23 protein-coding genes and 6 pseudogenes are annotated in these 25,365 nt (G+C 59.6%); 21 read left to right on the top strand and 8 right to left on the bottom strand.

Translation table 11 applies throughout. From position 1 onward, the window contains the following. Together KJQ96_RS34915 and KJQ96_RS34910 are read left to right on the top strand one after the other, a co-directional pair. Window positions 1–632 (top strand): Mpo1-like protein (locus tag KJQ96_RS34915; protein ID WP_249734888.1); only part of this gene is annotated, 632 nt, incomplete at its 5' end. 68 nt (window positions 633–700) lie between these two features. Further along, window positions 701–1,051 carry a hypothetical protein gene (locus tag KJQ96_RS34910; RefSeq protein WP_213290744.1) on the top strand — a complete coding sequence of 117 codons (351 nt, stop codon included), beginning with the start codon at window positions 701–703 and terminating at the stop codon, window positions 1,049–1,051. On the opposite strand, the pseudogene KJQ96_RS40790 reads toward KJQ96_RS34910, so the two are convergent. From KJQ96_RS40790 to KJQ96_RS34900, 3 genes and pseudogenes are all read right to left on the bottom strand, one after another. Continuing rightward, window positions 1,007–1,209: pseudogene (locus KJQ96_RS40790) on the bottom strand (IS5/IS1182 family transposase); the annotation flags it as partial. The gene KJQ96_RS34910 and the pseudogene KJQ96_RS40790 sit on opposite strands and share 45 nt — an antisense overlap. Window positions 1,210–1,600: 391 nt before the next feature. Next, complete coding sequence (locus KJQ96_RS34905) at window positions 1,601–2,014, bottom strand: ArsC/Spx/MgsR family protein (protein WP_213290743.1); 414 nt, start codon at window positions 2,012–2,014, stop codon at window positions 1,601–1,603. Between the two features lie 9 nt (window positions 2,015–2,023). Further along, window positions 2,024–2,455: pseudogene (locus KJQ96_RS34900) on the bottom strand (response regulator). A 422-nt stretch (window positions 2,456–2,877) separates the two neighbouring features. Between KJQ96_RS34900 and nifH the strand changes: the two are divergent. From nifH to KJQ96_RS34850, 12 genes and pseudogenes are all read left to right on the top strand, one after another. Continuing rightward, window positions 2,878–3,762: a nitrogenase iron protein gene (nifH, locus tag KJQ96_RS34895; RefSeq protein ID WP_057853693.1), complete on the top strand. Its 885-nt coding sequence runs from the start codon at window positions 2,878–2,880 to the stop codon at window positions 3,760–3,762. A 128-nt stretch (window positions 3,763–3,890) separates the two neighbouring features. After that, complete coding sequence (locus KJQ96_RS34890; RefSeq protein ID WP_108522739.1) at window positions 3,891–4,607, top strand: nitrogen fixation protein NifQ; 717 nt, start codon at window positions 3,891–3,893, stop codon at window positions 4,605–4,607. A 22-nt stretch (window positions 4,608–4,629) separates the two neighbouring features. Continuing rightward, complete coding sequence (gene irr, locus KJQ96_RS34885; protein WP_213290742.1) at window positions 4,630–5,124, top strand: Fur family transcriptional regulator Irr; 495 nt, start codon at window positions 4,630–4,632, stop codon at window positions 5,122–5,124. 174 nt (window positions 5,125–5,298) lie between these two features. Continuing rightward, window positions 5,299–6,666 (top strand): homocitrate synthase, encoded by a 1,368-nt coding sequence (gene nifV, locus KJQ96_RS34880; RefSeq protein WP_249734885.1) that lies wholly within the window; start codon window positions 5,299–5,301, stop codon window positions 6,664–6,666. An 18-nt stretch (window positions 6,667–6,684) separates the two neighbouring features. Then, window positions 6,685–7,026, top strand: a complete 342-nt coding sequence (gene nifW / locus KJQ96_RS34875; protein WP_213290741.1) for a nitrogenase stabilizing/protective protein NifW — start codon at window positions 6,685–6,687, stop codon at window positions 7,024–7,026. 308 nt (window positions 7,027–7,334) lie between these two features. Further along, entirely contained in the window at window positions 7,335–7,463 is a 129-nt protein-coding gene (locus KJQ96_RS41545; RefSeq protein WP_256441717.1) for a hypothetical protein, read from the top strand. Between the two features lie 28 nt (window positions 7,464–7,491). Continuing rightward, window positions 7,492–8,036 (top strand): annotated as a pseudogene (locus KJQ96_RS34870) (hypothetical protein). A 15-nt stretch (window positions 8,037–8,051) separates the two neighbouring features. Next, the gene (locus tag KJQ96_RS34865) at window positions 8,052–9,161 is read left to right on the top strand and encodes an electron transfer flavoprotein subunit alpha/FixB family protein (RefSeq protein WP_213253652.1); all 1,110 of its coding nucleotides are present in this window, start codon (window positions 8,052–8,054) and stop codon (window positions 9,159–9,161) included. 11 nt (window positions 9,162–9,172) lie between these two features. Next, window positions 9,173–10,480: an FAD-dependent oxidoreductase gene (locus KJQ96_RS34860; protein ID WP_057853688.1), complete on the top strand. Its 1,308-nt coding sequence runs from the start codon at window positions 9,173–9,175 to the stop codon at window positions 10,478–10,480. Between the two features lie 32 nt (window positions 10,481–10,512). Continuing rightward, window positions 10,513–10,809 carry a ferredoxin family protein gene (locus KJQ96_RS34855; RefSeq protein ID WP_028350609.1) on the top strand — a complete coding sequence of 99 codons (297 nt, stop codon included), beginning with the start codon at window positions 10,513–10,515 and terminating at the stop codon, window positions 10,807–10,809. 558 nt (window positions 10,810–11,367) lie between these two features. Next, window positions 11,368–11,502, top strand: coding sequence for a hypothetical protein (locus tag KJQ96_RS41540; protein WP_256441716.1), 135 nt, complete (start codon window positions 11,368–11,370; stop codon window positions 11,500–11,502). A 27-nt stretch (window positions 11,503–11,529) separates the two neighbouring features. Beyond that, window positions 11,530–12,288 (top strand): glucose 1-dehydrogenase, encoded by a 759-nt coding sequence (locus KJQ96_RS34850; protein WP_213290740.1) that lies wholly within the window; start codon window positions 11,530–11,532, stop codon window positions 12,286–12,288. A gap of 94 nt (window positions 12,289–12,382) precedes the next feature. On the opposite strand, the gene KJQ96_RS34845 is transcribed toward KJQ96_RS34850, so the two are convergent. Both KJQ96_RS34845 and KJQ96_RS34840 read right to left on the bottom strand, forming a co-directional pair. After that, window positions 12,383–13,201, bottom strand: a complete 819-nt coding sequence (locus KJQ96_RS34845; protein WP_213290739.1) for a hypothetical protein — start codon at window positions 13,199–13,201, stop codon at window positions 12,383–12,385. A 512-nt stretch (window positions 13,202–13,713) separates the two neighbouring features. Continuing rightward, window positions 13,714–14,929 (bottom strand): annotated as a pseudogene (locus tag KJQ96_RS34840) (IS110 family transposase). Window positions 14,930–15,203: 274 nt separating this feature from the next. Between KJQ96_RS34840 and KJQ96_RS34835 the strand changes: the two are divergent. After that, window positions 15,204–15,422: pseudogene (locus KJQ96_RS34835) on the top strand (IS256 family transposase); the annotation flags it as partial. Here KJQ96_RS34835 and KJQ96_RS34830 read toward each other — a convergent pair. Together KJQ96_RS34830 and KJQ96_RS34825 are read right to left on the bottom strand one after the other, a co-directional pair. Next, entirely contained in the window at window positions 15,391–16,194 is an 804-nt protein-coding gene (locus tag KJQ96_RS34830) for a hypothetical protein (RefSeq protein ID WP_213290738.1), read from the bottom strand. The pseudogene KJQ96_RS34835 and the gene KJQ96_RS34830 overlap by 32 nt on opposite strands. A 748-nt stretch (window positions 16,195–16,942) precedes the next feature. Next, window positions 16,943–17,857, bottom strand: a complete 915-nt coding sequence (locus tag KJQ96_RS34825; protein WP_249734883.1) for a hypothetical protein — start codon at window positions 17,855–17,857, stop codon at window positions 16,943–16,945. A gap of 197 nt (window positions 17,858–18,054) precedes the next feature. Here KJQ96_RS34825 and KJQ96_RS34820 point away from each other — a divergent pair, with 197 nt between their 5' ends. The 4 genes and pseudogenes from KJQ96_RS34820 to KJQ96_RS34805 all read left to right on the top strand — a co-directional run bounded on the left by KJQ96_RS34820 (window position 18,055) and on the right by KJQ96_RS34805 (window position 21,781). After that, window positions 18,055–18,399 carry a DUF6788 family protein gene (locus KJQ96_RS34820; protein ID WP_213290737.1) on the top strand — a complete coding sequence of 115 codons (345 nt, stop codon included), beginning with the start codon at window positions 18,055–18,057 and terminating at the stop codon, window positions 18,397–18,399. A gap of 1 nt (window position 18,400) precedes the next feature. Further along, window positions 18,401–19,808 (top strand): annotated as a pseudogene (locus KJQ96_RS34815) (ISNCY family transposase). A gap of 499 nt (window positions 19,809–20,307) precedes the next feature. Then, on the top strand, window positions 20,308–20,646 hold the full coding sequence (locus tag KJQ96_RS34810; protein ID WP_057901262.1) for a type II toxin-antitoxin system RelE/ParE family toxin: 339 nt from the start codon (window positions 20,308–20,310) through the stop codon (window positions 20,644–20,646). Between the two features lie 40 nt (window positions 20,647–20,686). Beyond that, a complete protein-coding gene (locus tag KJQ96_RS34805; RefSeq protein WP_057850887.1) occupies window positions 20,687–21,781 on the top strand; it encodes a HigA family addiction module antitoxin in 1,095 nt (364 codons plus the stop codon). A 79-nt stretch (window positions 21,782–21,860) separates the two neighbouring features. Here KJQ96_RS34805 and KJQ96_RS34800 read toward each other — a convergent pair whose 3' ends face one another. Continuing rightward, window positions 21,861–22,013 carry a hypothetical protein gene (locus KJQ96_RS34800; RefSeq protein WP_213290736.1) on the bottom strand — a complete coding sequence of 51 codons (153 nt, stop codon included), beginning with the start codon at window positions 22,011–22,013 and terminating at the stop codon, window positions 21,861–21,863. A gap of 157 nt (window positions 22,014–22,170) precedes the next feature. On the opposite strand from KJQ96_RS34800, the gene KJQ96_RS34795 reads away from it, so the two are divergent. Next, on the top strand, window positions 22,171–22,917 hold the full coding sequence (locus KJQ96_RS34795) for a hypothetical protein (RefSeq protein ID WP_213290735.1): 747 nt from the start codon (window positions 22,171–22,173) through the stop codon (window positions 22,915–22,917). A 250-nt stretch (window positions 22,918–23,167) separates the two neighbouring features. Further along, entirely contained in the window at window positions 23,168–24,868 is a 1,701-nt protein-coding gene (locus KJQ96_RS40780) for a hypothetical protein (protein WP_249734880.1), read from the top strand. Window positions 24,869–25,365 lie beyond the last annotated feature (497 nt).

Raw genomic sequence — 25,365 nt, 5'->3', positions numbered from 1 at the left:
CAAGGAATCAGACTCGCTCCCTCTTGACCAGTCACTACTCAGACAGGCTCCTAGCAGATGCGCTTGATGAGCTTTGCCACGCCTGCCGATACAACAGGCGAACCGAGTGCCGCATGAGTTCATTTTTTCGGCGGCAGCTTGCCGACTATGTTGAGTATCATCGCGCCCCTTGGAATTGCGCCATGCATGTCTTCGGTATCGTGTTCCTGTTCATGGCTGCCGTTCTTCCGCTCAGCCAATGGTCCATCGCCGCGTTCGGGATCCAAACCAGTGTGGCGGCCATCGCTACCATACCGGTGCTCATCTATTGGTTCCTGCTTGACTTCGCGCTTGGAGCCGCGATCCTTGGGGCTGCGATCGTATTGCTTTCAGCCGCCGCCATTTTCGTGGTTCAGGCAAATACTGTCGGAATGTGGTCGCTTACCGCTATCCTGATTGTGATTGGCAGTGCATCGCAGGTTATTGGGCACCAGGTGTTCGAACGTCGCCGACCGGCACTGGTCGACAATCCGATCCATCTGTTGCTCGGACCGATGTTTTTAATGGCGAAATTGTTTATCGTGCTCGGATTTCGGCGCGATCTGGCCGTCATCATCGACGAGCGTCCGCAAGGCCCTTTGAGTTCGTCGTGAACCGATATGCGCGACGTTGCCGAAGGTCTCATCGTTGCCGTGGGGCGCGGACGGGCTGGACATCGCTCATGCTCGGTGGCGAAGCGATCCCGCTGAAACAGATTCTCGAACTCATGGCGGCGATCAGAGGCCGTCGCGCTCGGCGGCTTGAGGTGGCCGGCCGAGTTGCCGAGATTGGCGCTGCAGTGCTGGAATTTATCGCCGATCACGGGACGCGCCGATCTCATTCCGATAAGGCCGAAGGCGTTCGTATCACATTGCGTGCGGAGGCTATCGAGCAGAAAGGCGCAGGCCGATGCGCGCATTTCTCCACCGCAGAATGCTGTGCTGTGCTAGTTGAGCACCTCGCAGGGGGGAATAGGACACCTATCAGACGCCTGCAACAGCATCGCCCGCAGCAGCTTCTCCGGCGGGATTAACGACCGCCCAATCGGCGAATAGAGCGACGCAAGCTCGCGCTATAGCGCCGACAGCGCCTCGCTCCCGATGGATGATCGCAGCGCGTGATCACGCCGCACCCGCGCCTCCAGGTCAACGTAGCTGAACAGCTCGCCAGTTGATTGTCGCCGCCGCGCACGCACGATCTCCGTATCTCATCGGAGGCAATGAATCCCGCTCGCCGGTAGGCGGCGAGCGCCTTTTTCAAAGCATGCTAGACTGGTACCTCAACACAGAAGTCTTGACTGGTCGGTTTGGCATTTCCAAGAGGGATAGCTGCTCAGGAGCGACCAGCATTTCGTTGCTGCGCGGCGAGCCGGGCTGCCGCGTCATGAGACCCGCTCGTTTCAGGGGCAAGACCATCTGGTGGACCGAAAGTGGGACCCCGAAGTGCCGTTGAATATTCCAAATGTACGCGCGTGTAGAGCCCCGACAGCCTTCAGCGAGCTTTGCTCCTCGCGCCCGTCAAGAATGGGGAGCGGAGGAAACTTCGCTCCTTTCCCTCTCGGTGGAACTACGCGCTCTGCAGCTCACCCGCTCGAGCAGTGTCCCCCGGTTTCCTCGCGCGAGCATCGCTCGACATCATCTTGCATGCTCCGCCCAACCAGCGACAGCACGGGCCCATGATCGAATCCGGCGCATCTTGCGCCATCGGCGTTGATCAGCGGGCGCCTTATCAGGAGCGGATCACTCAGCATCAGCGCGAGTGCGCTCGCCGCGTCGCTTGTTTCGGGATTAATTTCGCCTGACTTAATACGCCGCGCGGCGCGGTTGAACCAGGATGCGACCGGCGTATTGCCGAACAAGCGGCGCAGTTCCTCCGCACGCCACGGCTCCTTCAAGATATCCTTGGCAATCACGTGGTGGCCCGCGGCCTTCAGCGCCTGCATCTGGCGCGCGTTGGTGGCGCAGCCGGGTTTGTGATAGAAAATGATCGTCGTCATGGCGCGGGCCTATTTGAGCACACTGAGCTGCACGACCGGCGTGACGCCGCCGCGTTCGAGAATGGTATCGGCCTTCTTGCGAATGGTTTCCAAGGTCAGCGGCTTGACCAGAACGCCGTGTGCGCCGGCCTTGACGGCTTCGACCGCGTCGGCCTCGTCGGATTTGTCGCGATGATCAGGATCTGAGCGTCGGGAAAATGGGCCGCCAATTCGCCGATCACGCCGGCCCCTCTTGCTTAAATAAGAGGCTCCGAGCAACACCACATGCGGTTTTAACCAATCGATGCCCCTGGCAAAGGCCTCTTCTGGCGTTGCAAGCTCATGCGTCTCGATCTCATCATGCAGCATGAATTGCAATGCCGCGCGGGTGATCTCGTTATCGTCGACCACGAACACCCGTCGCAGGTCCACTGCTTTCGACGTTTCGACACCAATCTGCACTGTTGCTCTCCTGAAAATCCGCTCCGACAAAGCGGCTTGCAAGAGCGTTAGCAATTTCTGTTCCGTGCATGAATGCATTGAAATGGCTCGCGCTAAGCCGGCGTTTTCCCGTTTTGATGCTAGCGATCCTTGTCCGGCTTCTGACAGCGGCACGAATCCTGTCACGTTCAAAACACCTGGTTTCATCCACCGGCTCCCGAATTTTTCAAAGTGTAATCAGAAACTTAGAGAGCGTGGACAGGGTTGGCACGGCGGTTGCTATCAGGATGCAGCAACACTGACTAAGGGCTGAGTGCACGCAGACGCGCAAGACGAGCGCTGCTCTCCTTCCCTTGAACCCGTGTGCCTCGTTTCTGAGCGAGAAACAAGCTCGCGCGCGAGGCAGCGCGCAATCTTTGGCAAATTGGTTGATGGAGAGCAACATGGCTTCACTGAGACAAATCGCGTTCTACGGCAAGGGCGGTATCGGCAAGTCGACCACCTCGCAGAACACGTTGGCGGCGCTGGCCGAGATGGGCCACAAGATCCTGATCGTGGGCTGCGATCCCAAGGCGGACTCGACCCGCCTGATTCTGCACGCCAAGGCGCAGGACACGATTTTGAGCTTGGCGGCGAATGCCGGCAGCGTCGAGGACCTGGAACTCGAGGACGTGATGAAGATCGGCTATCAGGACATCCGCTGCGTCGAGTCGGGTGGTCCGGAGCCGGGCGTCGGCTGCGCCGGCCGCGGCGTCATCACCTCGATCAACTTCCTGGAAGAGAACGGCGCCTATGAGAACATCGACTACGTCTCCTACGATGTGCTCGGCGACGTCGTCTGCGGCGGTTTTGCGATGCCGATCCGCGAGAATAAGGCGCAGGAGATCTACATCGTTATGTCTGGCGAGATGATGGCAATGTATGCCGCCAACAACATTTCCAAGGGCATTCTGAAATATGCCAACTCTGGCGGCGTGCGGCTCGGCGGCCTGATCTGTAACGAGCGGCAGACCGACAAGGAACTGGAACTGGCGGAGGCGATGGCCAAGAAGCTCGGCACCCAGCTGATCTATTTCGTGCCGCGCGACAACGTCGTGCAGCATGCGGAGCTGCGCCGCATGACCGTGCTGGAGTATGCGCCGAAATCCCAGCAGGCCGATCACTATCGCAATCTCGCGACCAAGATCCACAACAATGGCGGCAAGGGCATCATCCCGACCCCGATCTCCATGGATGAGCTCGAGGACATGCTGATGGAGCACGGCATCATGGAGGCGGTTGACGAGACCATCATCGGCAAGACCGCAGCCGAACTCGCAGCCGGGTAAAGGACACACCGACGGAGGCCGGCCTTCCCAATGCTCAATAAGGAGGTCGGCGTTCCGGCGAAAAATGTCGTGACCAGCATCACGATGCAGCGAAGCATACTTGATCACTGTGGAAAGATCGGCAACCCATGTTCGAAGCGCAATTGTTTCCGCTTATGGCTGCCAGAGCGACTGAAGCGAACGGTGAGCGGCATAGGGGAATTGCGACCTACCGCCTGCTCACTGGGGCGGACCCCGTAGATGCCGACATAACCAGTGACAGCAATTTCGATCGCCACGTGCTGGCGTCTATTCTAGCGGCCGCCACGATGGATGGTGGTCTGGTTTCCGAGAAGGTCGGTCTGTCCAGCCATGAGCTGGCCGCGTTGCTGGAGCAGTACTTCCCGTCGATCCGGATAGACGCGGAGGAGTTGCTCTTGCGTTTCAAGCGCAATGAGAGCGACGAGGCCGCAATGTTGCGTGATCTCCTGCTCGCGCAACGCTCGACCGAAGGGGACATCGGCAACTGGTTAGCTGGGATGATCGCGCGTCGCGCGATCGAGCCAAATCACTTGTGGGAAGATCTCGGATTGCGCGGTCGTGGCGAACTATCCCGGCTGCTAGGCCGCCATTTCGCGCCGCTAGCCGCGCGCAATACCAATAATATGCGCTGGAAGCGCTTCTTCTATCGCACGCTGTGCGAGGACGACGGCCTTGTCATGTGCACGACGCCGGTGTGCACGCAATGCAACGACTTCAACCTCTGCTTCGGCGATGAAAGCGGCGAGAGCCGGATGGCCGAGCGCCGGCGCGAGGTTCTGCTGCAGGCGGCTGTCCCGGTTGCGGCCGGCACCTGGCCAATGTGAGCGACATCGGATGGATCGTCCGTTGGCCAGACTTCCGGACGCCGGGGATCGCGCGAGCTTCCACGAGGTGCAGGTGGAACCGGCCTCCGCCCCTCTCAGCGGGCAATGTCCCGACGCCGGCTGGAAGGATGTGTTGCTCAAGGCCGGGCTGCGACCGACGCGCCGGCGCCTGATCTTAAGCGAGCTGTTGTTTGCCAGAGGCGCCCAGCATGTCACCGCAGAGATGCTATTTGCCGAGGCGCGCGAGACCGGGTTTCCGATCTCATCGTCTACCGTCTACAACACTTTGAACCAGTTCACGCAAGCCGGCCTGTTGCGCCGGATCTGTCTTGATGGGTCGCGATCGTTGTACGACACCAACACCTCGCCGCATCCGCATTATTATCTGCCCGGCGAGGATATCCTGCTCGATATTCCCGATGCGGATCTCCTGCTTGTGAATGTGCCCGAGCCGCTGCCAGACCACGAAGTCTCCTGCGTCGATCTGATCATCCATCTGAGCCGCAAGCGGAGTTGATGCCATCCCATCGCGCCGTGACGTAAGCGGACGCGTCGACTTCGCCACTGTCGCGTTTGCGACAATCCGGCTGGTGCCGAAAAATGTGCGCTTGTCCAACGGCTTGTGGCGGGTGCCGGCGTGGCATGCGCATTGCTCAAGCCTTGCTTTGCCAAAGCCAACAAGGAGCCTCCCATGATCGCCGCCGCCTCTGCCAAACAGTCATGGTCCGAGACGGCATGGGGAAGTCCGATCGTGCTCAACGACACGACGCTGCGCGACGGCGAACAAGCGCCTGGCGTTGCCTTCACCACCGACGAAAAGGTGGCGATCGCGCAGCCGCTGGCGCGGGCCGGAGTCACCGAGATCGAAGCGGGGACGCCCGCGATGGGCAGTGAGGAGATCGCCGCCATCCGCGCCATCGTTGATGCCGGTCTCCCGCTCACCACCATCGGCTGGTGCCTGATGCGTGAAGCCGATGTCGATGCGGCAATCGAGGCCAAGGTGCCGATGGTCAATGTCTCGATTCCGGCTTCTGGCGTGCAGATTGCCGCCAAGCTTGGCGATAACTGCGAACTAGCGCTGGAGCAGGTGAGGCGGGTGGTCAGTTATGCGCGCGAGCGTAGGCTTGAGGTTGCCGTCGCCGGCGAGGACTCCTCCCGCGCTGACGTCGATTTTCTCATCAAGCTGATCGCCACCGCAAAAGCCGCCGGCGCACGGCGCTTTCGTATTGCCGATACGCTCAGTGTGCTCGATCCGGACTCCACCTATGCGCTGATGGCTCGTTTGCGCGCGATCACCGGTCTCGAGCTCGAATTTCACGGCCATGACGATCTCGGGCTTGCGGCCGCCAATACGCTCGCCGCCATCAAGGGTGGCGCGAGCCACGCCTCGGTGACCGTCATCGGGCTCGGCGAGCGGGCGGGCAATGCGCCGATGGAAGAAGTCGCGGTCGCGCTCAAACAGCTCTACGGGCGTGACACCGGCATCGTGCTGCCGGAACTCGAGAATGTCGCCGCGTTGGTGGCAGCCGCGGCTGCACGCACGGTTCCTCTGAACAAGGCGATTGTCGGTGAGCATGTATTCACCCACGAATCCGGCATTCATGTCGATGGCCTAATGAAGGATCAACGCACGTATCAGTCGCTCGACCCCAATTTGCTCGGTCGATCCAACCGTATTGTGATCGGCAAGCATTCCGGGCTGTCGTCGATCACCACCCTACTTGACGAATTGCAGCTCGCCGCCAGCGCCGAGGACGCAAGACAGATTCTGTCGCGGGTGGGAAAACATGCCATCGAGCACAAGCGGCCGGTCGCGTGCGAGACGGTGGTGGCGATCTGGCGCGACGTCTGCGAGCGCTCGTTGACCAATGGTGCGTTAGGCAGCCATGGTCGGCATTACCGCCGATCACGTCGAAACCGCCGGCGTGCCGCGCAAGCCCTCGCTGATCCGCGAAGACATAGGCCTTGGGAGGCCATATGCAGCGCCGCCTGCGCGAAGCAGCGTCGCAAGGAGATGACCAGCCGGTGCCGGGTCCCGACCACAGGCCGGTCGACCTAACCCAAAGGAGATTTTTCGATGAGCAACACACAGGCGGCAGTCGGCATCCTGGATCGACTCAACAAGGCCTCCTCGGCCGAAGATTTTTTTGCGCTGCTTGGCGTCGATTACGACCCCAAGATCGTCAACGTCGCGCGCCTGCATATCTTAAAGCGCATGGGACAATATCTCGCCAAGGAAGTATTCGAAGATGGCGCGGAGGCCGAGGTCACGTCGCGGTGCAAGGCGGTGCTGGAGCAGGCTTATGCCGACTTCGTGGTGTCCTCGCCGATGGACCAGCGGGTGTTCAAGGTCTTGAAGGATGCGGTCGCGGAGCCCAAGAAACCGGCGGCCTTCGTGCCGTTGAGCTCGCTAAAATAGCCTCACACATCAGTTCAGATCTGCCTCAAGCCATGTCGGCGCGGCGCGTTGTGCCATATTCCTCTTCATCCAGATCAACTCTGTACAGCAATGCGCGAAGCGGCGCTGTCGCATTCGCGACGTATGTCGGAATTGTACTGTCGGCGACGTTAACGGCCAGTCTTTAATTTCTCAAGTCATTGAATGGACGTCTAATTTTTGATGGCCCCAACTGGTACGGCACTTGCTGTTCTCTGGCCAAGTCCGTCATTGGTGCCGACTACACAGAATTGTTGCCCTCCGAGATGAGATTTGGAGCAAGACCAATCATGTTGCCGTTACTGCTCGCCGCTCGCGCCGGCATCATCTTATGGGTCACGCTCGCGTTAATGCCGTTCGAAGTTGTCTTTGACGCCATTGACGCTGGGATTGACCGTGAGATGGCCGCCAATGGATAACTCGCGTTCCGCTACTTCTGGAGAAGGCATGCACAGTATCGTTTGCACCAAGCAGGTTCCCGATTCCGTGCAGATTCGCGGTCTATCCCGTGACCAACGCCATCGTGCGTCAGGGGGGCGAGCATCATCAACCGATACGCCTTGTTCGCGCTCGAGGCCGCGCTCCAATCGCGTGACAAGTTCGGCGGCGAGATCGCCGCGCTCACCACGGTGGACGCGGAGCGCCGTGCCGAACGCGGCGTGCAGATGTTGCGCACAAAGCTGCCCTGCCTGGTCAGCCATGGCGGAAGCAACCAGCCAGATTTGCAGCGCCGTGATGACCGCCGCCCTGCGCGCGGCGCTAGGGCCGGTTGTAAAATGGAGCGCGCAGGAGGCCGGCGTCGAGGAGTCTCGAAATGCGTCGTGCCCGGCTCGCCGACCATCGTCAAGCGCGCCTTTGCGCCGTCGCCACGCGCCGAGAGCGCGGGGCTGGTGGAAGCCGCCAAGCAGCCGACGGAGGTGCTGATGAAAGCCATCTTGAAGGGTCAACCCAAGCTAGAGACCGATCTTGTGGCGCAGGCGCGCAGGTTCTGAGGGGAATTCAACGCTATGAGCAACATCACCAAAGCTCCTACGCCGGCCGCGGGCGGCCGCGCAGGAATCAAAAAAGAATTGCCCGAGCACTTTAAGGCCTACAAGCACATCTGGGTCTTCGTCGAGCAGGAGCGCGGCCAGGTGCATCCCGTCTCCTGGGAACTCATGGGTGCGGGCCGCAAGCTTGCCGACAAGCTGAAGGTTGATCTCGCCGCGGTCGTCATCGGCCCGGAGGCCGAGACCACGCGCAACGCCGCGCTCGAATCCTTCTGCTACGGCGCAGACCTAACCTATCTCGTGACCGAGAATGTGCTGTCGGAGTATCGTAACGAGTCCTACACCAAGGCGCTGACCGATCTCGTCAACACCTACAAGCCAGAGATCCTGCTGTTGGGCGCCACCACGCTCGGTCGCGATCTTGCAGGCTCGGTAGCTACTACGCTACTGACGGGTCTCACCGCCGACTGCACGGAGCTCGACGTCGACGCGGATGGTTCGCTTGCGGCCACGCGTCCGACCTTTGGCGGATCGCTGCTTTGCACGATCTACACCTTGAATTACCGGCCGCAGATGGCAACCGTCCGCCCGCGCGTGATGCCGATGCCAGAGCGTGTCGCGCGCGATGCCGCCCGCATTATCATGCATCCGCTCCGCCTGCTCGAAGAAGACATCGTCACCAAGGTGCTGTCCTTTGTGCCGGACCGTGATTCGGCCAAATCCAATCTCGCCTATGCCGACGTTGTCGTCGCCGGCGGGCTGGGATTGGGCTCGCCTGAGAGTTTCCAGCTGGTACGGCAGCTCGCCGCCGTGCTCGGCGCCGAATATGGCTGTTCGCGTCCGCTGGTACAAAAGGGCTGGGTCACCTCGGACCGGCAGATCGGCCAGACGGGCAAGACCATCCGGCCAAAGCTCTATATCGCCGCAGGCATTTCCGGCGCGATCCAGCATCGGGTCGGCGTGGAGGGCGCCGATCTAATCGTCGCCATCAATACCGATAAGAACGCGCCAATCTTTGACTTTGCCCATATCGGCGTCGTCAACGACGCTATGCACCTGTTACCAGCGCTGACGGCCGCATTTCGTGCACGGCTTTCACCGCATTCGCGCGACCGGATCGCGAGCTAGAGGAGGTTGTTGTGATCGAGGAGAAGTTCGATGCAATCGTGGTCGGCGCCGGCATGTCGGGCAACGCGGCGGCTCTGGCCATGGCTCAACGCGGCATGAAGGTGCTGCAGCTCGAGCGCGGTGAATATGCCGGATCGAAGAATGTTCAGGGCGCAATCCTCTATGCCGACATGCTCGAAAAGCTGATCCCGGACTTCCGCGATGACGCGCCGCTCGAACGTCATCTCGTCGAGCAACGGTTCTGGATAATGGACGATCGCTCCCATCTCGGCGTGCACTACCGCTCCGAAGACTTCAACGAGGAGCGGCCGAACCGGTACACGATCATCCGCGCGCAGTTCGACAAATGGTTCTCCTCGAAAGTGCGCGAGGCCGGCGCGACCGTGCTGTGCGAGACCACCGTCACTGAGCTCGCGCGGGACGCCCATGGGAAAGTCATCGGTGTTCGTACGGATCGCCGCGACGGCGAAATCCACGCAGATGTCGTGGTGCTGGCCGAAGGCGTGAATGGCCTTCTCGGTACGCGTGCGCGCCTGCGCGAGCGGCCCAAGCCCGACAAGGTGGCACTCGCAGTTAAGGAAATGCACTTTTTGCCGCGTGAAACCATCGAGGCCCACTTCAATCTCAAGGGCGACGAAGGCGTCGTTGTCGAAGCGGCCGGCACCATTTCCAGTGGCATGACCGGAATGGGCTTCATCTATGCCAATAAGGAGTGCATCTCGATCGGCATCGGCTGTATCGTCGCCGACTTTCAGCGCACCGGAGAGACGCCATATGGGCTGCTCGACCGCTTCAAGCGTCACCCGTCCGTGGCGCCCCTGATCGAGGGCTCGGAGGTCAAGGAATACTCCGCGCACCTCATTCCTGAAGGCGGCTACAAGGCGATCCCGCAGCTCTATGGCGATGGCTGGGTAGTGGTGGGCGATGCGGCGCAGCTCAACAACGCCATTCATCGCGAGGGCTCTAACCTCGCGATGACTTCGGGCCGCATCGCGGCGGAAGCGATCGTCCAGGTGAAATCGCGCAGCCATCCCATGACCGCGGCAAATCTGTCAGTCTACAAGAAGATGCTGGACGACTCCTTCGTGATTAAGGATCTCAAGAAGCACAAGGATATGCCGATGCTGATGCATACCAACTCGCAAAACTTCTTTCTCACCTATCCGCAGCTCGTCTCCAGGGCGATGCAGAACTATGTACGCGTCGACGGTACGCCGAAGGCTGAGAAAGAGAAGGTGACATTGAAATCCTTTGTCAATGCGCGGTCCTGGAGCGGTCTATTTGGCGATGCATTCCGCCTCGCCCGTGCCTGGCGCTAACCAGCCATAATCGAAGCCAAGGAAGCTGAAATATGAATGTTGAGACATCAGTGCGCGTCGAGGACAAGCTGTTCTACAACCGCTATCTCGTCGACGTCGGTCGTCCCCACATCAAAGTGCGCGCACACACGAAGCCATCCCCGCAGCTGCTTGCACTTTTAAAGGTCTGCCCGGCGCGCTGCTATGAGCTCAACGACAAGGGGCAGGTCGAGGTCACCGTCGACGGCTGCATCGAGTGCGGCACCTGCCGGGTCATCGGCGAGCCCACCGGCGACATCGAATGGAGCTATCCGCGCGGCGGATACGGTGTGTTGTTCAAGTTCGGATGAGAGCTGCACGGCAGGCGTAGTGTGATCGCCCTTTTATTGAGACGATCTCACGGCAGATCCATGTCTCCGCGCCCTGCTTGTGCGGAGAGACCGTATCGATTGCGGTAGCTGGTGACGTGCCCGGCGCACGGAACGGTCGCGGGAGCTTTGCCTTGCAATCAGATGTCCTAGCTTTTCTGCGCGCCATCATTGGCGCGCTGATTAGAAAGACCTGGATCTTCCCGCCGCTGCACGCGGGAGAACCTCATGTGCGTTGCTCTCGCCTCGTCAAAGCCTGATCCAACGCAGCAGGCGGCGCCGCGAACGCCGGTTTAGTGGGAACCGGCGCCGGTAGGCGGCAGCAGCCTATCTCATCAAGAAGGGCGGGACTATCGGGCGAGAATGTCGTCCTTCGAGAAGACGGAGCAGTTCGGTGACAGCAGCCATGCCCATGGCGAAGGATGGCTAGGTCATGCGCGGCGGGGCGCATGTTCGAGGAGAATTCCACTTGCACCTACGAACTGCTGACCTCCATTTCGCTAGAGCAGGCATCCGGCCAAGTCGGCGTAGGAAGAACTGATGGAGGACCATGAAGAGTTCTTCTGGAATGAAAAGGCGCGCCAGCTTTCGGGCGGCGAGATCGTCAAGGTGTCCAGTTTGGGTCTACGCGAGAAAGATGGGCTCGAGCTGATCGCCCCGCTGCACCGCCACTGATCAACGGAGCGAAGCAAGGAACATGTCATGGGACGTGTGAACGAAAAGGTCATTCTGGTAACCGGCGGAGCTCGCGGCATGGGTGCAGCTCATGCGCGCCTGCTTGTCGCTGAAGGCGCCAAGGTCGTAATCACTGATATTCTTCATACAGAAGGAGAGGCTCTCGCGGCTGAACTGGGCACTTCCGCCGTCTATGTGCGTCAGGACGTCACCCAGCCGGAGGAGTGGGCTAGGGCGGTCGCGACCGCCGAGAGCCGCTTCGGCGCGTTGCATGGGCTGGTTAACAATGCTGGTATCGCCAGCATGGCCTCGATCGAGCAGTTCCCGCTCGATCAGTGGAACAAGGTTATTGCCGTCAATTTAACCGGTGCGTTCCTTGGAATGCAGGCGGCCCTGCCGGCAATCCGGCGCGGGGGCGGAGGTTCGATTGTCAACATCTCGTCCGTCGAGGGGCTGCGGGGCACTGCCGGGCTTCATGCCTATGTTGCTTCCAAGTTCGGCGTGCGGGGCATAACCAAGTCTGCTGCGCTCGAGGCCGCGGCCTCGGGCGTCCGCGTCAACTCGATCCATCCCGGCTTCATCACCACGCCGATGACCGAGAGCTTCGATCCCTCCATTTTCCCCATTCCGCTGGGACGGGCAGGCCGGCCGCAGGAAGTGTCGCAGGCAGTCTTGTTCCTGCTCAGCGACGAGTCCAGTTATCTTACCGGTTCCGAGATCGTCATCGATGGCGGTCTGACGACCGGCGTCCCACACAAATGGCTGGCGCCCGAGTATTTCTTTTGATGACACCAACTGATCGTCCACGCCAGGACAACAAGGCGGCGCGGTTAGTCGTGTCAGCTCTCGGGATCTTCGGAGGTGGTGTCTCAGTTGGAAATTAGACCACCCAAGTGCGGTGCCTCTTCTCGGCTTCGACCGAAAAGGCAAGTTTTGTCGGCTCGCAGTCTGCGACTTTGCCGTGAACGAATTTCAGGCAGAAATTGAGCTTGTCCAAAAGCTCTTCGGCGGCCGCCACAACGTCCGACATGCCGGATAGTGATCGGTGGTGATAAACCGCATTCCGCGCCTCCCGCACCTTCTCAAATTTGGCGGTGAAGTCGGCTGCACTTAGCGGTTGGAATTTTGGGGAGAATACCGCCCAGTGTTCCTCAACAAGCTGCCGTATGTGGGCCAAATGACAATCGTGCATAAACTCGTAGCCGTTCGCCATTGCATCAATCGGCCCATTGGGGAACTGCTTGCCCTCAATGTCCAAGATGACCGTGCCGATTCTAAAGGCCGCATGGCGGGTTAGTGGAACGCCGCCGATCTGGGCAATATTCTTGGCTCTCCCGCCCTTCTTTAGCTCCTCGTAAATGGCGCGCCACCACCGTGGATGCTTGTAGTGCTGCTCTAAGGTCACTGCGACAGTTGAGCGCAAAGCGTTCTCGAAAGAGTGAAAGACCGGGAACAGCTGGGCGTGTTCAGCCACTTTGCGGTTATATACGGAGAAGATCGCCGGTCGCCAATCATTCGGGAGGTATTTGAGTATTTCACCCTTGGTTCCCTCCTTGACTTCGATCAGGGAGGCCTCAAGTAGGTAGGGACTTACAAGGGTCAAATGAGACTGAAAATCCTCAACCTGGCTGGGCGTTGGGGAGAACGGCAAATAGTCGGTAAAGAACTTCGTTAAAAATTCGTAAGAGATATCTGGCATTTAGACTGCGACCGACTATTTTTTAAGGAACTTGACAGGGGGGCACGAGTTAGCGATAAACCTGACCACTCCGGGAGTGATGGCGCGTTGCGACATTTGCCGTTGGGCCGCTACCTGAGTCTAAAGATCTTTGAAAGAGGCTCCCGCATAGGGGGCCTCTTTCGCCGTTTAAGCCCTCATAACTTGATGAGATGAACAAGCGATTTCTTCAAGACCGAGACGACGATTGCGGAAACCGCTGTAAGTCCATTCTTTTGTTCGGTCGCGCTGCGGGTCATTCTTCCGTCCCGGCCACCGATCACTCAGCCGCCGCGCGCAGGGGCGGTCAAGGCTGGCCGCGTTTGCGGCCACCGCAAGGCTTGGCCTTGACCGGCCCGAGCACGGCGGCATGCTGGCGTGGAACGGGATTGCATTCCTGGCTGGCACTTGCCGTCAGTGGCGATTATGGTTGTCGGGCGCGGGCGACCTCGTGGCGAAGCGTGACGCATCGGCTGCAAGCGTCACCGGACTGCCTATTTTGTCCTGCCGAGCTGAGGCGCCCGCGCGCCGGATTTTGGCCGCCGCGGTTTCCATTGTGACACGAACCGTTCGTAGCTTTGCTCTGCCTGGGCGGCAATCAACATCTCGCGGTCGCGCAGCGACTTGATGTTGTAGGCATAGGCTGGTCCACGCCGGTTGCCTTTCTGTTGCGGATGTCCGGCTTGAAGTTGCATCGCGCGATTCTTGTTGGCGACCAGCGCTGGGCGCGCCCACAGGTAATCTTCGCCCCTCGTCAACAAATGCCAGCAGAGCACAGTGAGCTTGCGAGCCACGGCCACCGCGGCGATCTGTGGCCGCGCCGGGCGCGGATGCGCACGAAAAACGCATGCAGTGGACCGGGCGCCTTGGCCGCGGCCCAGGCCGCCTCGACCAGCATGGCGCGCGCGTGAGAACGGCCGATCTTGCTGATGCGACCGTGATGGGCGACTCCCAGTCCCGACTGCCGCACCGGCGGGTTCAGCCCGAAATAGCTCACCAGCTTCTGCGGGCTGTTGAACCGGCTGATGTCCCCGATCGCCGCCACGATCCCGGCGGCGACTGCCAGATTCACGCCGGTGATCGTCATCAATCTGTTGACCGCGGGATCGTCGATGGCGTCCTGCGCGATCTCGCGGTCGAGCAGGGCCAGGTCTTCCGCCAGCCGGTCAAGCTCACGAACGTGCCGGTCGATCGCTGCGCGCTCATCGTCCGGCAACTGTTGAGCGGCCAGCCACGCCCGGCCGCGGGCGTTGAAAAGATCGGCATGTGGGCACTTCGGGATCAGGTGTGCGTGCAGGATCGAATGCACCTCGTTCTTGAGCCGCGTGCGATGCCGCACGACGCTGGTAGCGCCGCGCCACCAGCGCGCTTGCGTTCGGTCGCCGCATCAGGCGTCCAGATCTGCGGCAGGTAGCCCGCTGCCTGGAGGCTGGCGAGCGTGCCGGCATCGATCTTGTCGGTCTTGACGTGAGCCTGGGCGATCGCCTTCACCTGCAACGGATTGGCGATAATCACCCGCGCCACGAATGGCGCCAGCACTCGCGAGACCGCAATGCTGTTGCCGGTCGCCTCGATCACCACTTCATCGGTCGACCGCAGACTCTTGCCCATCCCTTCAAGGGCGGTCCGGGTCATGTCGACCCGACCGGCATGTCGAAGGATGCCGTCTTCCCAGATTACCACCTCGCCGAAGGTTCGGTGAACATCAATACCAATCACGCGTCGCATCGGCGCGTCCTCCCTTCTGTTGGTTATAGCGGGAGCGGCGGGCGACACGACAACTACGGATTCGCGCTCACGGCGCAACCGGGCGAGTCGCAGAGGCGGCCAGCTACTAACACGAGCTCTCGGCTCATCGTGTGTATCGGCCTGCCCGCACTTCGTGCTCCCGGTGCCTCTGTCCCGATGGTCGCACCATACGCCACGATGTAGAACACCGCAGCGGAACCTTGGCACCGAGAAATCTCATACCGGTTACCAATCCATTGAAAGCGTGTTCGCGACCGTGCGGCACAGGACCGTGCGGACGAAAGGATCACTGTCGTCAACGACCGCCAGGCTGATGGTGTTGAAGCTGGTTATCGCCGCATCAAAGACTTGGCGGCGGCTCAAAGGCACAAATCAGTTGCCGAAGGTGATTGCAGGTGTCAGATTCAACGACGGCATCGAGGTCATCCACATGCCGGCAAACCACGCCGCCTGATCGCCTCGTCACCCAAAATCCCGCATAGCTCGAGCCCCGGCTTCCGAGAGGAAGTCGGGTTCTTCTTACCCGCCACAAATCGCAGGATCGCGGCCAGGTCACGCCGCAGCACGATGGCGAGTTGTTCCGCTTCGGGCACAAGCGTCACCTGATCGACCAAGGTACGGAGCACCTCCGCCGCCTCGGCTTTCTCCTCTTCGCTCTGCAGGCTTTCATAAAGTGCCAAGACGCGCTGCCGATAGATGTCCGCCATATTCGAGTGCAAGATCGGCGGGGGTTCGACGGTTGATATATACCATCTTTGATGCGGTGATGATGCCTCGAATCTGCTTTTCAACTCTTCCCAACTCGCTCCGCCAAGCATCCTGATCGGTTCAATATGTCGAAAGCCGTGATCGACGATCTCGATGCTGAGATCCGTTCCCGAAGCGGCTTTGCGCAGGATCGCACCCGAAGAAGAGCGCTTGCTTCGCCTCCAAGGAGAGGAAGGATGAATCCGTGGTTCGAAATACTGAAGCGTCATGCGAGAAATCGAGTGCCCGTCCACGAAGGCGAAACCTACGAGCAATACCGCGCGCGCTTGACTGAAATACTGACGCCAAGTCAGCGCGCGATGATCGCGGCGAGAATGGTAGAGGAGTCGAAACAGCTCGGACGGGCGAGGCTGGCTCGTCGCCAGATCTGGGTCGCAGCGGCCCGCCTGGCCCTTGATCCCGGTCCGCGGTGCCCCTGTGCTATTTGTCTTCAGTATGGAAGCGTCACCGGGGCGCATCATATTTATCCTTTGTCGTTTCATTCGATGACGGCTTGACGGAGCCAGTACAGGAATTCTGCTAGTTGCCCGACCCATCACAGCCTCATGCACGAGATAATCGAGTCTCTTATGGCGACTCGGCAGCCGCGGCTGGAGGGCGTGCCGTTCGACGAACGGGGGAGGCTGGATAAGCTCGGTGTTCGGTTTGTGGAACTACGGCAACGGCCGCGTGGAAAGGGGAGGGGCTGTCTCGCAAATGGAAGGCTCGATGGCGCGCGCGAGCAAGCCGTCTTTGCGCTTCGAGGGCTGGTACGTACGGCACGGCGCCGTTGCATCGGCGACCATCACATCGAAGGCTGCCACCCCAGCCACCTTCCAAACGGGTCAGGAACTTCGAGGATGGCTCAACTCGGAAGCCGTTGCGGCATAGAGCGCGCAGCTGAATTGGCCGACCGCAAAGACCAAAGCGATGTGGGCGTACTTTGCAGCAAGGCTTTATGCTGTCCGAGTACCGCACCTGGATGGCTTTGCCGATGCCGAGGCGAAAGTGACATTGCTCGGCGCGCTGCCGCCGGCAACACTAGTCCAGATTCATCACTGGGCCGGTGAGTCATTGTATTCTCGGTCGATGCCGAGCCGCTCGACACTGTGCGGACCGCACTTAATCCCGGGACGGTCGGGCTGTTGCGCGCCTAGGTGTTTCAGGATTGTCGGCCGGATCGACATCAGCTACCTGGGCCGGTCGATCTGTCCGGTGCATGATGCGCTAAGATGTTCCCGCCGGTCTCGCTCGCACCGCGTTCTCGATGTTTTCGACGAAGCTCTTGACCAGATCGGCCGTGTCCTGAACGAACGCCTTGGTGAAGACCTTCAGCTCGTTCCCGTTCTTGTCGAACCCGTTCCGGTGGACACAGTTATGGCGCAGCATCACCGCCTTGAAGAGGCTCTGTTTGTCGTTGGCCAGGCTCAGGATACGAATGCCAAGCGCAATGTTGTAAAGAACATCGACCCTAGCGAGATTGTGATACTGGATCGAGCGAAGGTGCTCCCGAACTTTTCTCTCGACGAGCGCCGGGTCCTTCGCAATTTCGGCGAGCGTGAACTTCTCCTTCGCAAGATCATCATCCTGATCGATTAGGCGCTGAAAAGCAGCTGCATCAGCCTCGATCTCGTTTTTCAACTTGTCGGCCAGAAAGGCTTCCATTGCAGTGATCTGATGCGAAAAGATCATACGATTGACCAAGTGGCCCCCGCTATCGCTTCCATGGTCCGCGAGCAAATCGCCGGTATGGTGATAGGAGCTCATGAAGATCGAGAAGGGGTTATCGGGGACAGAGTAATCGACCCATTCATCAGGCTCGGGTCCGCCATGCTCGAGGCCGTAGTCAAAATCCTCGATCACCTCATGAGGCCCGGCGTTTGTCTCATGATAATTCTCGAGACCGACCGGATACTCCCAAAGGCCCCAGGTCAGCTCCCCTAGGTTGGGATGCTCGACGGCTGCCTCATAGTGGATTTCCGGCCCCATCTGGCGTTCGTCGCTGCCCACTGCATCCCAGTCCAGCTCGTCGCTTTCGATCTCGTAGATTTCGGCGGTCGTATTGTGCCTGATGCGAGCTGTTCCCTTGCAGTAGATTTCCATTACTTTCTCCAGACACTCGCATGAAAGGCAACCGTCCATAGAAACACGCGACAGTGGCCCATTTGAATAGCTAACTTTGCAGAACCGCCAAAAAGGGGAAAGCCTTCCCCTAGCTACTGTCCGGCGCAAAAATCGGCGGCCTTGTGCGGCTGCCAGAATCGCTCGCTGTGGCGAAAACTGCAAGGTCGGACGGATTGGCGTTGACTTGAAGCGGCAGCATTGATCCATTCTTGCGAATGAGTCGTGATCGAGCCCTTCAAACGCGTGAGAAGCTTGTCGACAAGCTACCGGTCACCGGCGAACTGCTGCGTGGCTCGCTGCTGGAGCGCACGGTTCGTCATAAGAGCGGCTGCCCGAAATGCGCGCGCGGCGAAGGGCACCAGGTGCATGTCCTGACGGTAAGCTATGCGGGCGGACGCGTGCGTCAGTTCAGCGTGCGGCGCGAGCGCGTTGCCGAGGTGCGCCGTTGGCTGGACAACTACCAGAAGCTGAAAGACGCGATCGAGGCGATCTGCGAGCTCAATCACCACCTGCTGCGCCCTGATGCGGCGCTGCCGCGGGGGAGGAAGAAACGTGATTGAGATGAGCAGAGCGCAACTGAGCTTCGGCGACGGCTTGATCGCCGGGGAAGTGAGCGATCTTCGCGAAGGCTGGATGACCTATGCTGACCGGGTTCTGGCGGATGAACAGATCGTCGGTGCGGTGTACGAGGCGCTGGCGAGACGACATCCCAAGAGTCGTGGTCGTGGTCGGCTGGGCGCGCCGGCCGAGGTAATGTTGCGATTGTTGATCCTCAAGCACGTTCGCACCTGGAGCTATCACGTGCTGGAACGCGAAGTGCGCGCCAATCTGGTGTATCGCGACTTCACCCGGGTGGGCGGCGGCGAGACGCCGGACGCCAAGACGATGGGGCGCTGGGGCCTGGCTGTGGATCCGGAAACAATCAGGCAGATCCACGAACGGATCGTGCAAATCGCGCAGCAAAGGGGTGACGCAGGGACGCAGAATGCGCGTGGATACGACGGTGGTGGAGACCAACATCCATTACCCGACCGACAGCACGTTGCTGGGCGACGGGGTAAGGGTGTTGATCCGCATCATGAAGAAGGTCACCAAGATCGTCGGCACGGCCGGAACCAAACTGCGCGACCGAACGCGAAGCGTAAAACTGCGCCTGCTCGATATCTCGCGAACCGCACGTGCCAAAGGACCGCTCAATCACGAGAAGCTCAAGCAAGGCTACCGGCGGCTGTTGAACTCGACGAGCCGTGTGGTGGGGCAAGCGAAGCGCTTCTCCCATGAGATCGCCACCGGCGTGAAACGGGCCAGGGGCATCTTGAAGCGGCTGGCGCTGCAAGGCTTGCGGCAGGAGCTGGAAACGATGATGTCGCTCGTACGGCAGGTGATGCAGCAAACCCGGGAACGCATCTTCCGCGGCAACACGCGGGCGGAGGACAAGCTCTTCAGCGTGTTCGAGCCCTCGACGGAGATCATTCGCAAGGGCAAGGCCGGCAAGCCCAACGAGTTCGCCAAGATGGTCAAGCTGCAGGAAGCCGAAAACCAGATCGTGATCGACTACGAAGTCTACGACCGGCGGCCGAGTGATTCGGACCTGTTGATCCCGGCCATCGAAATCCACCAAGCCAAGCTCGGTCGCACGCCACGTCTGGTCGCAGCAGACGCCGGGTTCTATTCCGCCAGGAATGAAGCCGCGGCGAAGGCGAGCGGCGTCAAACGCGTCTGCATCCCCAATCGCTCCATCAAAAGCGTCGCGCGCAAGCGCGAGCAGAAGAAGCGTTGGTTCCGCAACGGACAGAAATGGCGGACCGGATGCGAGGGACGCATCAGCGTGGCCAACCGGCGGCACGGGCTCGATCGCTGCCACTACAAAGGCAGCACCGGGATGAAGCGGTCGGTCGGGCTCGGCGTTGTCGCTGACAATCTCATGAGCATCGGTCGCGTGATGGAAGAACAGTCACTCCAAAGGTAGTTCACTTCCAGCGCCAATCTTGGCCTCTCATCGCCCCGCCGCCCCCGCGGGGCTTCTCGTTGCCTGCGTGGTTGACCCCGCCCTTCAGAGCCGCGATTTTTGCGCCGGAAAGTAGCTAGGCTGGCTCGAGGTCGAATGCAAACGCTGCAACACCCGGGCTAGCCTGCCGCTCGATGCCATCCGCCGGCCACGGGATACGCCGATCTGGAAGCTGGAAGCCTCGTTAAAATGCCGGTCCTGCCGCAAGGGTCGTTCGGCGCCGCCGGTGCGCATGGATCAAGCTGGCGAACGCGCGGGCGATCTCGTCTTTTCGATCGCCGCTCGCTGAATGGAAGCTGCCGGCGGAAGCGCTTGAACGACCTCCGAGAAAAAATGGCCAAATCGGCAAAATTCACCGGAACTTTGAGTGGTCCATCCTTTTAACGGTCGGATTGTCCTGTTACCTATTGCGTAACGATTCGTGGTTTATTACCTTCTAGGTAACGGGCGGACCCCGGGCATGGAATTGGACTTCTCGAGCAAAAAGCTCCGTCGACAGATGGAGTCCGAGGCAGAGCTCAAAAAGGCTTTCGGGCAGCTGGCCAAGCCCATCCAGATGCGACTTGGCGTGCTGGCAAACGCCCCGACTTTGGCGGATGTCCCCCGCACGCCGCCTGAGCGGTGCCATGAATTGAAGATGAACCTTGCTGGTCGCTTCGCCGTCGTGCTGAAGGATAACTGGCGCCTAATTTTCCGGCCCGATCATCAGCCGGTGCCAACAAAGGAAGATGGCGGAATTGATCCATTGAGGGTAACGGCGATCATGATTGAAGCGGTCGACGACTATCACGGGAAGTAAAAAGCGAAGAGCTGGTCACAATTTGAACGAGGGTAAAGAGATGGCTAGATTCGGAGCGGCACAGAAGAAGGCCTGGTCGCCTGACTGGGCAGTCCATCCTGGCGAACATCTGGCAGAGCATCTAGCGAGCAGGGGCCTGTCGCAGGCGGAATTTGCGCGTCTGGCCAACATGACGCCGAAGCTGGTTAGCACCATTCTAGGTGGCGCGAATCCGGTGACAGCCGAGACCGCACTTAAGCTTGAGCGGGTGCTCGGCATGAAGGCTGATATTTGGACCGGCCTTCAGGCTGACTGGGATTTGCATCAGGCAAAGGCGGCCAAGGAAGTTGAAGCAGAACAAGCAAAGGCGACCTTGGCTCGCTTCCCCGTGAAGGTGTTGAAGGAACGCAAGATACTCCCGGCCACAAATGAGCCGGCCCGGCTTTTCGATGGCCTTCTCCAATTTTTCGGAGTAGGCGGCATTGAGGCATTCGACGCCCGTCTGGCGAATATGGCTGTACGTCACCGTCAGTCCAAGGCCCATAAAACGTCCCCGTATCACGTTGCAGCGTGGCTTCTTCTGGGAGAGCGGCAGGCGCGCGCGATGGATATTCCTGCATATGACGAAGGAAAGTTTGCGGTTGCAGTTCGAGAGATTCGCACACTCACCGTGAAAGACCCGGAAGAGTTCTATCCCCGGATGGTTGAGTTGTGCCGTGGTGCGGGGGTTGCGATGGTTCTCGAAAAGCCGATCGAGAAGACGTGCTTGTATGGCTCCGCGCGATGGATCGAAGGCAATCGGGCGATTATTCAAATGTCTCTACGCATGAAAACTAATGACCACTTTTGGTGGACATTTTTTCATGAAGCGGCGCATATCACCCTGCATAAGGGGAGAGCGTTCGCGGACGATCACGGCGGCGAAGGTGATGGATTCGAAGATGAAGCCGATGCATGGGCTGAAGACATATTGGTCGGAACTGAACGCTTTGCGGCGTTCAAGGCTACGCGACCGCGATCAGCGAAGGCCATAGTTACATTCGCGGGCGAGTTAGGGATACACCCCGGTATAGTCGTTGGAATGCTTCAGCATCACAGGGTGATTGACTTCAAACATTTCCATCACCTCAAAGCTCGCTATGAGTTGAAGGATTGAGGTCAAGGCAGGCGCGCTTCTGGGCCAGTCCGGTGGAGTCCAGCATGCGGCTTCGTGATCCGTTTCGTTGTCTCCTGCCTCACCGGGAATTGCTGGGCTCGTAATACGCCCGCATCGCTTTTAGGTGTTCGCTCTGTAGCCGCGCATTGTTGCGCATGATCCGGACGTCGCCGACCACCTGGCCGAAGGCGAAGAGGGCAACCGCCGGAATAGATAGGCCGATTGCAATCATGAAGACGATAACGCTAGCGCCAGCGCTCGCTACGGAAGCGTTCAAAGGCGTTGGGATGCTCAACGTCAGGAAAAGTACCAGCCAAACAAAGCGAGATAAACGCCGGAAACGATCTTTAGGAAAATAGCCATATCAGCCCCCTGAAAAGACAGTCTGATTGTTCCGCAACCGTGAGGCGAGGGCAATAGGCCCGCGACTCAAAAGTTGGCTCTCTTCGATTTTGGAACGGCTGTGGCAGGGACCGCCACCGCTCCGCCGCGACTCAGGCTCTGCATCTGCCGGAGCTGAACATGACAATGGAAGCCTGTGCCATCTGTCCGCACCAAAGCGATTGTTCGAAGGTCGGCAGTTGCCTCGACGAAACCATGAAAGCATTACGCCCGGCCGAACGCTAAGACGCATCTGCGGCGGCGGGAAATTTGGTCCGGCAATCGCATCGCTTACGAAATTTCGCAAGCACTGCAAGCTCTATCCGGAGTGGGGCGCGGAAGCCAAGCGGCTTGCTATTGCGAATGCAAAGGCGACGGACAAGCTGAAAGGCGCACATTATAGCTCCCGCACACATTGCCGGCGCGGCCACGAGTTTGCAGTGCATGGGCTATCTTACAAAAATCATGTGAACGGGAGGCAATATCGCTACTGCAAGCTCTGCAACAAGATCAACGCACGACAGGGCAGCAAGCTGCCCGATGAAATCGTTGAGAAGGTCAAGTCGTTGGTCCGCTCCGGAAACCCACTGAACTTATTCACTTCGGGCGGGAAGCCCGGATACTTGTGCAGATTTGCAAGTGTGAAGCTGCTTCGTCAGGAGGTGGGCGCAGAACAGACCGAGCCAGATTCTCGCAAGCTCAACAGTCCGGATCAGGGCAGATTGGTTACAATCCCGTACTTCCGAAGCGCGTAGCCGATCTGGCGCAGGCTCAGGCTTGCCGACCAAGACCTTGGTACGAGCCTTGCTTGATCAGGGGACAAGACCATGTGCTTCGCGCCGAGCGGGCGAATTACTTGCGTTGGTGTCTGGCTCCAGACATGGATGTCTTCAACCAGACACGGTTGAACACACAACAACACGCAGCGTCGAACGACGACAGTAGCGGCGGCACAGGAGAATGGCCTCGACGTCGTGCAAGCTGTGGCTATCCTCGACACCATGATTGACCATTGAGAGCCGCGGGGCAGTCTCGTTTTTTGCGAATGTGGCGATGCATTACTTGACGAGCGACGGCCTCGTCAGGTTTTCGAAAGCTTGCCCGAGTAAGGTTGCTCAGGTGATTTGTAAACGTGAGGCTGCGATGGACCCGCACAATTTTGACTCATTCAATGTAAGAGGTTGGCCGCAGGTAGAGCCCCCCGTCTCGCACGAGCCCGAAGCGAGCGACGTCGGCCAAGGGGCCTTTGAGCAGCAATTGCACCAGGCGCGCCCAGCCGGTGCCGCGATGCCCGATCGGGGGCCGCCCGGTGGCCTCCGTACCAATGTGTCTAGCGACGGCCAGCAGTCCCCCAACGGGCTGATGGGTGCAATTGCAAGGAGCAATATCCTGCCAAGGGAGGAGGTCCTCATCAACGATGAGCGTGATACAGCTGGGTTGAGAGCAGCGAAGAGGCCGAGGACCACAAACAATCCGCAAGGCGTTGCCATTGAGCGGCAGCTGAGCGAGATCGCCAATTCAGGTGAAGGTGGTGGAGCAATGCCGCCAGCCTCGGCGCTGCAGCCGGCTCAGTCAACGGGGGTTCTGATACGGCACGACAGGCGGCCTCTTTATTCCGATGATGCTCCCGCGATTTTCGGGCTTGGGGAGGCCCTCATCAAGGACGGGAGCGCCAAAGTCACTGCCGAGCGGTATGTAAGTTCTCTTCTTGGCTTTAGCCGCTGGCTCTTCGCAAAAAAGAAACCGAGCATTGTTGCTCGGCTCGACAGTAATTCGCTGAATGGCAGTGACGTGCACGAGTACATCGGAAAGGGTGATCCGAGGCTCCTCATTAGGGCATTAGACCATCTCCGGACCTTGCGGTCAGGAGCCGCGCCGATCATACGCCGCGCCAAGCTGAATCTTCACGCCTTGAACGTGGCCCTCATCAATCCCGAAGAGGCGGTAGTGATGGAGCGGAGGCGCGTCGGCGCCACGGCTGCGCAGTACAGCGGGTCGCAGGAAGCTGACACTCGACGAGAGGAGCTTCAGGGACGGCGGGATAATCAATCCGCCCCGTCGGCTTTCGTCCAAGAGCACGTCGCGTTCTATCCACAGCAGATTGCTCCGGAGGAGCTTCGGCGAGTGCTGGATCATCTGAATGATCAATCCATCCCGTCCCCAGTCTCCGTCCCTTCAGCGGAGCTTGAGCGACTGGAAAGGGACTTGCATGACGAGCTTCGCGGACGACAGGACGATCACGCTGCCCAGTCGCTCTCCGTCGATCCAGAAGAGTTTACTTTCAATCCAGAGCAGTTCTCTCCAGGCGAGCTTCAGCGAATGCTGGATGATCGATCCATCCCGTCGCCAGTCCCCGCCGGTCCAGAGTACTTCGCTCTAAATCTTGAGCAGTTCTCTCCGAAGGAGCTTTGGCGGCTACTGAATGCTGATGAACCCGCGCCGTTGGGACTGGCATCTAGTTCAGGCCCGGCAGATCAGTCGGCTTGCGAGCCGGGTCCGCTGCCGAATCTATCAATGTACCTCCCCCTGGACTTCCAGCACGGCCCCCATTGGGCGTCGGAAGACTTCATGCAAGGAATGCGCTTGCATAACCTGCTGCCGAGTGCGTCTCAGCCGGAGACAAAGTTTTCTCTCAACGGCGTGAACTACGCGGCCACATTAGGGCCGGCAGGCCATGAGGATCAGGTTTTTCTGCGCGCAACATGAACACCGGATTGCCGTACGGCAAAAAGGACGTATGAAAGCGGCGCTCGATCAGCCGCCGCTTCCCTTCCATGTGTTGGCTTGCTTGAAGATCGTTCCTGGCAGAGGAATCAAGATCGTCTTGGCGCGCGGCATCTGGGACTCGTTCACCCACTGACGATCGGGTCGTAGCATTGGGCGAACACCAGACGAGCGCCGAGAGCACGGATGCGCTCCATCAGGTCGCGCTGGCCGGAATGATGATCGCGCGCCCGCTGTAGGACTGCGGCGCCTCACGGCCAAACGCCTCGCCGGAAGACGCGCCCTCGAAAACTTTGTTGGCGGCCTCCAAGGTTGTTTCGGTGGAAATCCCGAAAAGTGGATAATGGCCACCTCGAAGTGCCGGTTGATGATCTCGGCAACATCATCGGACCATTTGTTTCGCCCGTAAAACTGGTGACGCTCTCTAGGAGCCTGTCTGAGTAGTGACTGGTCAAGAGGGAGCGAGTCTGATTCCTTGC

The sequence above is a fragment of the Bradyrhizobium sp. sGM-13 genome, assembly GCF_018398875.1.
Taxonomy (GTDB): Bacteria; Pseudomonadota; Alphaproteobacteria; order Rhizobiales; family Xanthobacteraceae; genus Bradyrhizobium.
This window is presented reverse-complemented; position numbering and strand designations above follow the sequence as displayed.

Bases quoted from the DNA above. Each gene is read 5' to 3' on its own strand.
- KJQ96_RS34830 (WP_213290738.1), bottom strand. From the start codon at position 16,194: ATGCGCCCCGGTGACGCTTCCATACTGAAGACAAATAGCACAGGGGCA.
- KJQ96_RS34910 (WP_213290744.1), top strand. From the start codon at position 701: ATGCTCGGTGGCGAAGCGATCCCGCTGAAACAGATTCTCGAACTCATG.
- KJQ96_RS34845 (WP_213290739.1), bottom strand. From the start codon at position 13,201: ATGCCAGATATCTCTTACGAATTTTTAACGAAGTTCTTTACCGACTAT.
- KJQ96_RS34905 (WP_213290743.1), bottom strand. From the start codon at position 2,014: ATGACGACGATCATTTTCTATCACAAACCCGGCTGCGCCACCAACGCG.
- KJQ96_RS34855 (WP_028350609.1), top strand. From the start codon at position 10,513: ATGAATGTTGAGACATCAGTGCGCGTCGAGGACAAGCTGTTCTACAAC.
- KJQ96_RS41540 (WP_256441716.1), top strand. From the start codon at position 11,368: ATGGAGGACCATGAAGAGTTCTTCTGGAATGAAAAGGCGCGCCAGCTT.
- KJQ96_RS34820 (WP_213290737.1), top strand. From the start codon at position 18,055: ATGAGTCGTGATCGAGCCCTTCAAACGCGTGAGAAGCTTGTCGACAAG.
- KJQ96_RS34890 (WP_108522739.1), top strand. From the start codon at position 3,891: ATGTTCGAAGCGCAATTGTTTCCGCTTATGGCTGCCAGAGCGACTGAA.
- KJQ96_RS34850 (WP_213290740.1), top strand. From the start codon at position 11,530: ATGGGACGTGTGAACGAAAAGGTCATTCTGGTAACCGGCGGAGCTCGC.
- nifV (WP_249734885.1), top strand. From the start codon at position 5,299: ATGATCGCCGCCGCCTCTGCCAAACAGTCATGGTCCGAGACGGCATGG.
- KJQ96_RS34805 (WP_057850887.1), top strand. From the start codon at position 20,687: ATGGCTAGATTCGGAGCGGCACAGAAGAAGGCCTGGTCGCCTGACTGG.
- nifH (WP_057853693.1), top strand. From the start codon at position 2,878: ATGGCTTCACTGAGACAAATCGCGTTCTACGGCAAGGGCGGTATCGGC.
- KJQ96_RS41545 (WP_256441717.1), top strand. From the start codon at position 7,335: ATGTTGCCGTTACTGCTCGCCGCTCGCGCCGGCATCATCTTATGGGTC.
- KJQ96_RS34825 (WP_249734883.1), bottom strand. From the start codon at position 17,857: ATGGACGGTTGCCTTTCATGCGAGTGTCTGGAGAAAGTAATGGAAATC.
- KJQ96_RS34865 (WP_213253652.1), top strand. From the start codon at position 8,052: ATGAGCAACATCACCAAAGCTCCTACGCCGGCCGCGGGCGGCCGCGCA.
- nifW (WP_213290741.1), top strand. From the start codon at position 6,685: ATGAGCAACACACAGGCGGCAGTCGGCATCCTGGATCGACTCAACAAG.
- KJQ96_RS34810 (WP_057901262.1), top strand. From the start codon at position 20,308: ATGGAATTGGACTTCTCGAGCAAAAAGCTCCGTCGACAGATGGAGTCC.
- KJQ96_RS34800 (WP_213290736.1), bottom strand. From the start codon at position 22,013: ATGATTGCAATCGGCCTATCTATTCCGGCGGTTGCCCTCTTCGCCTTC.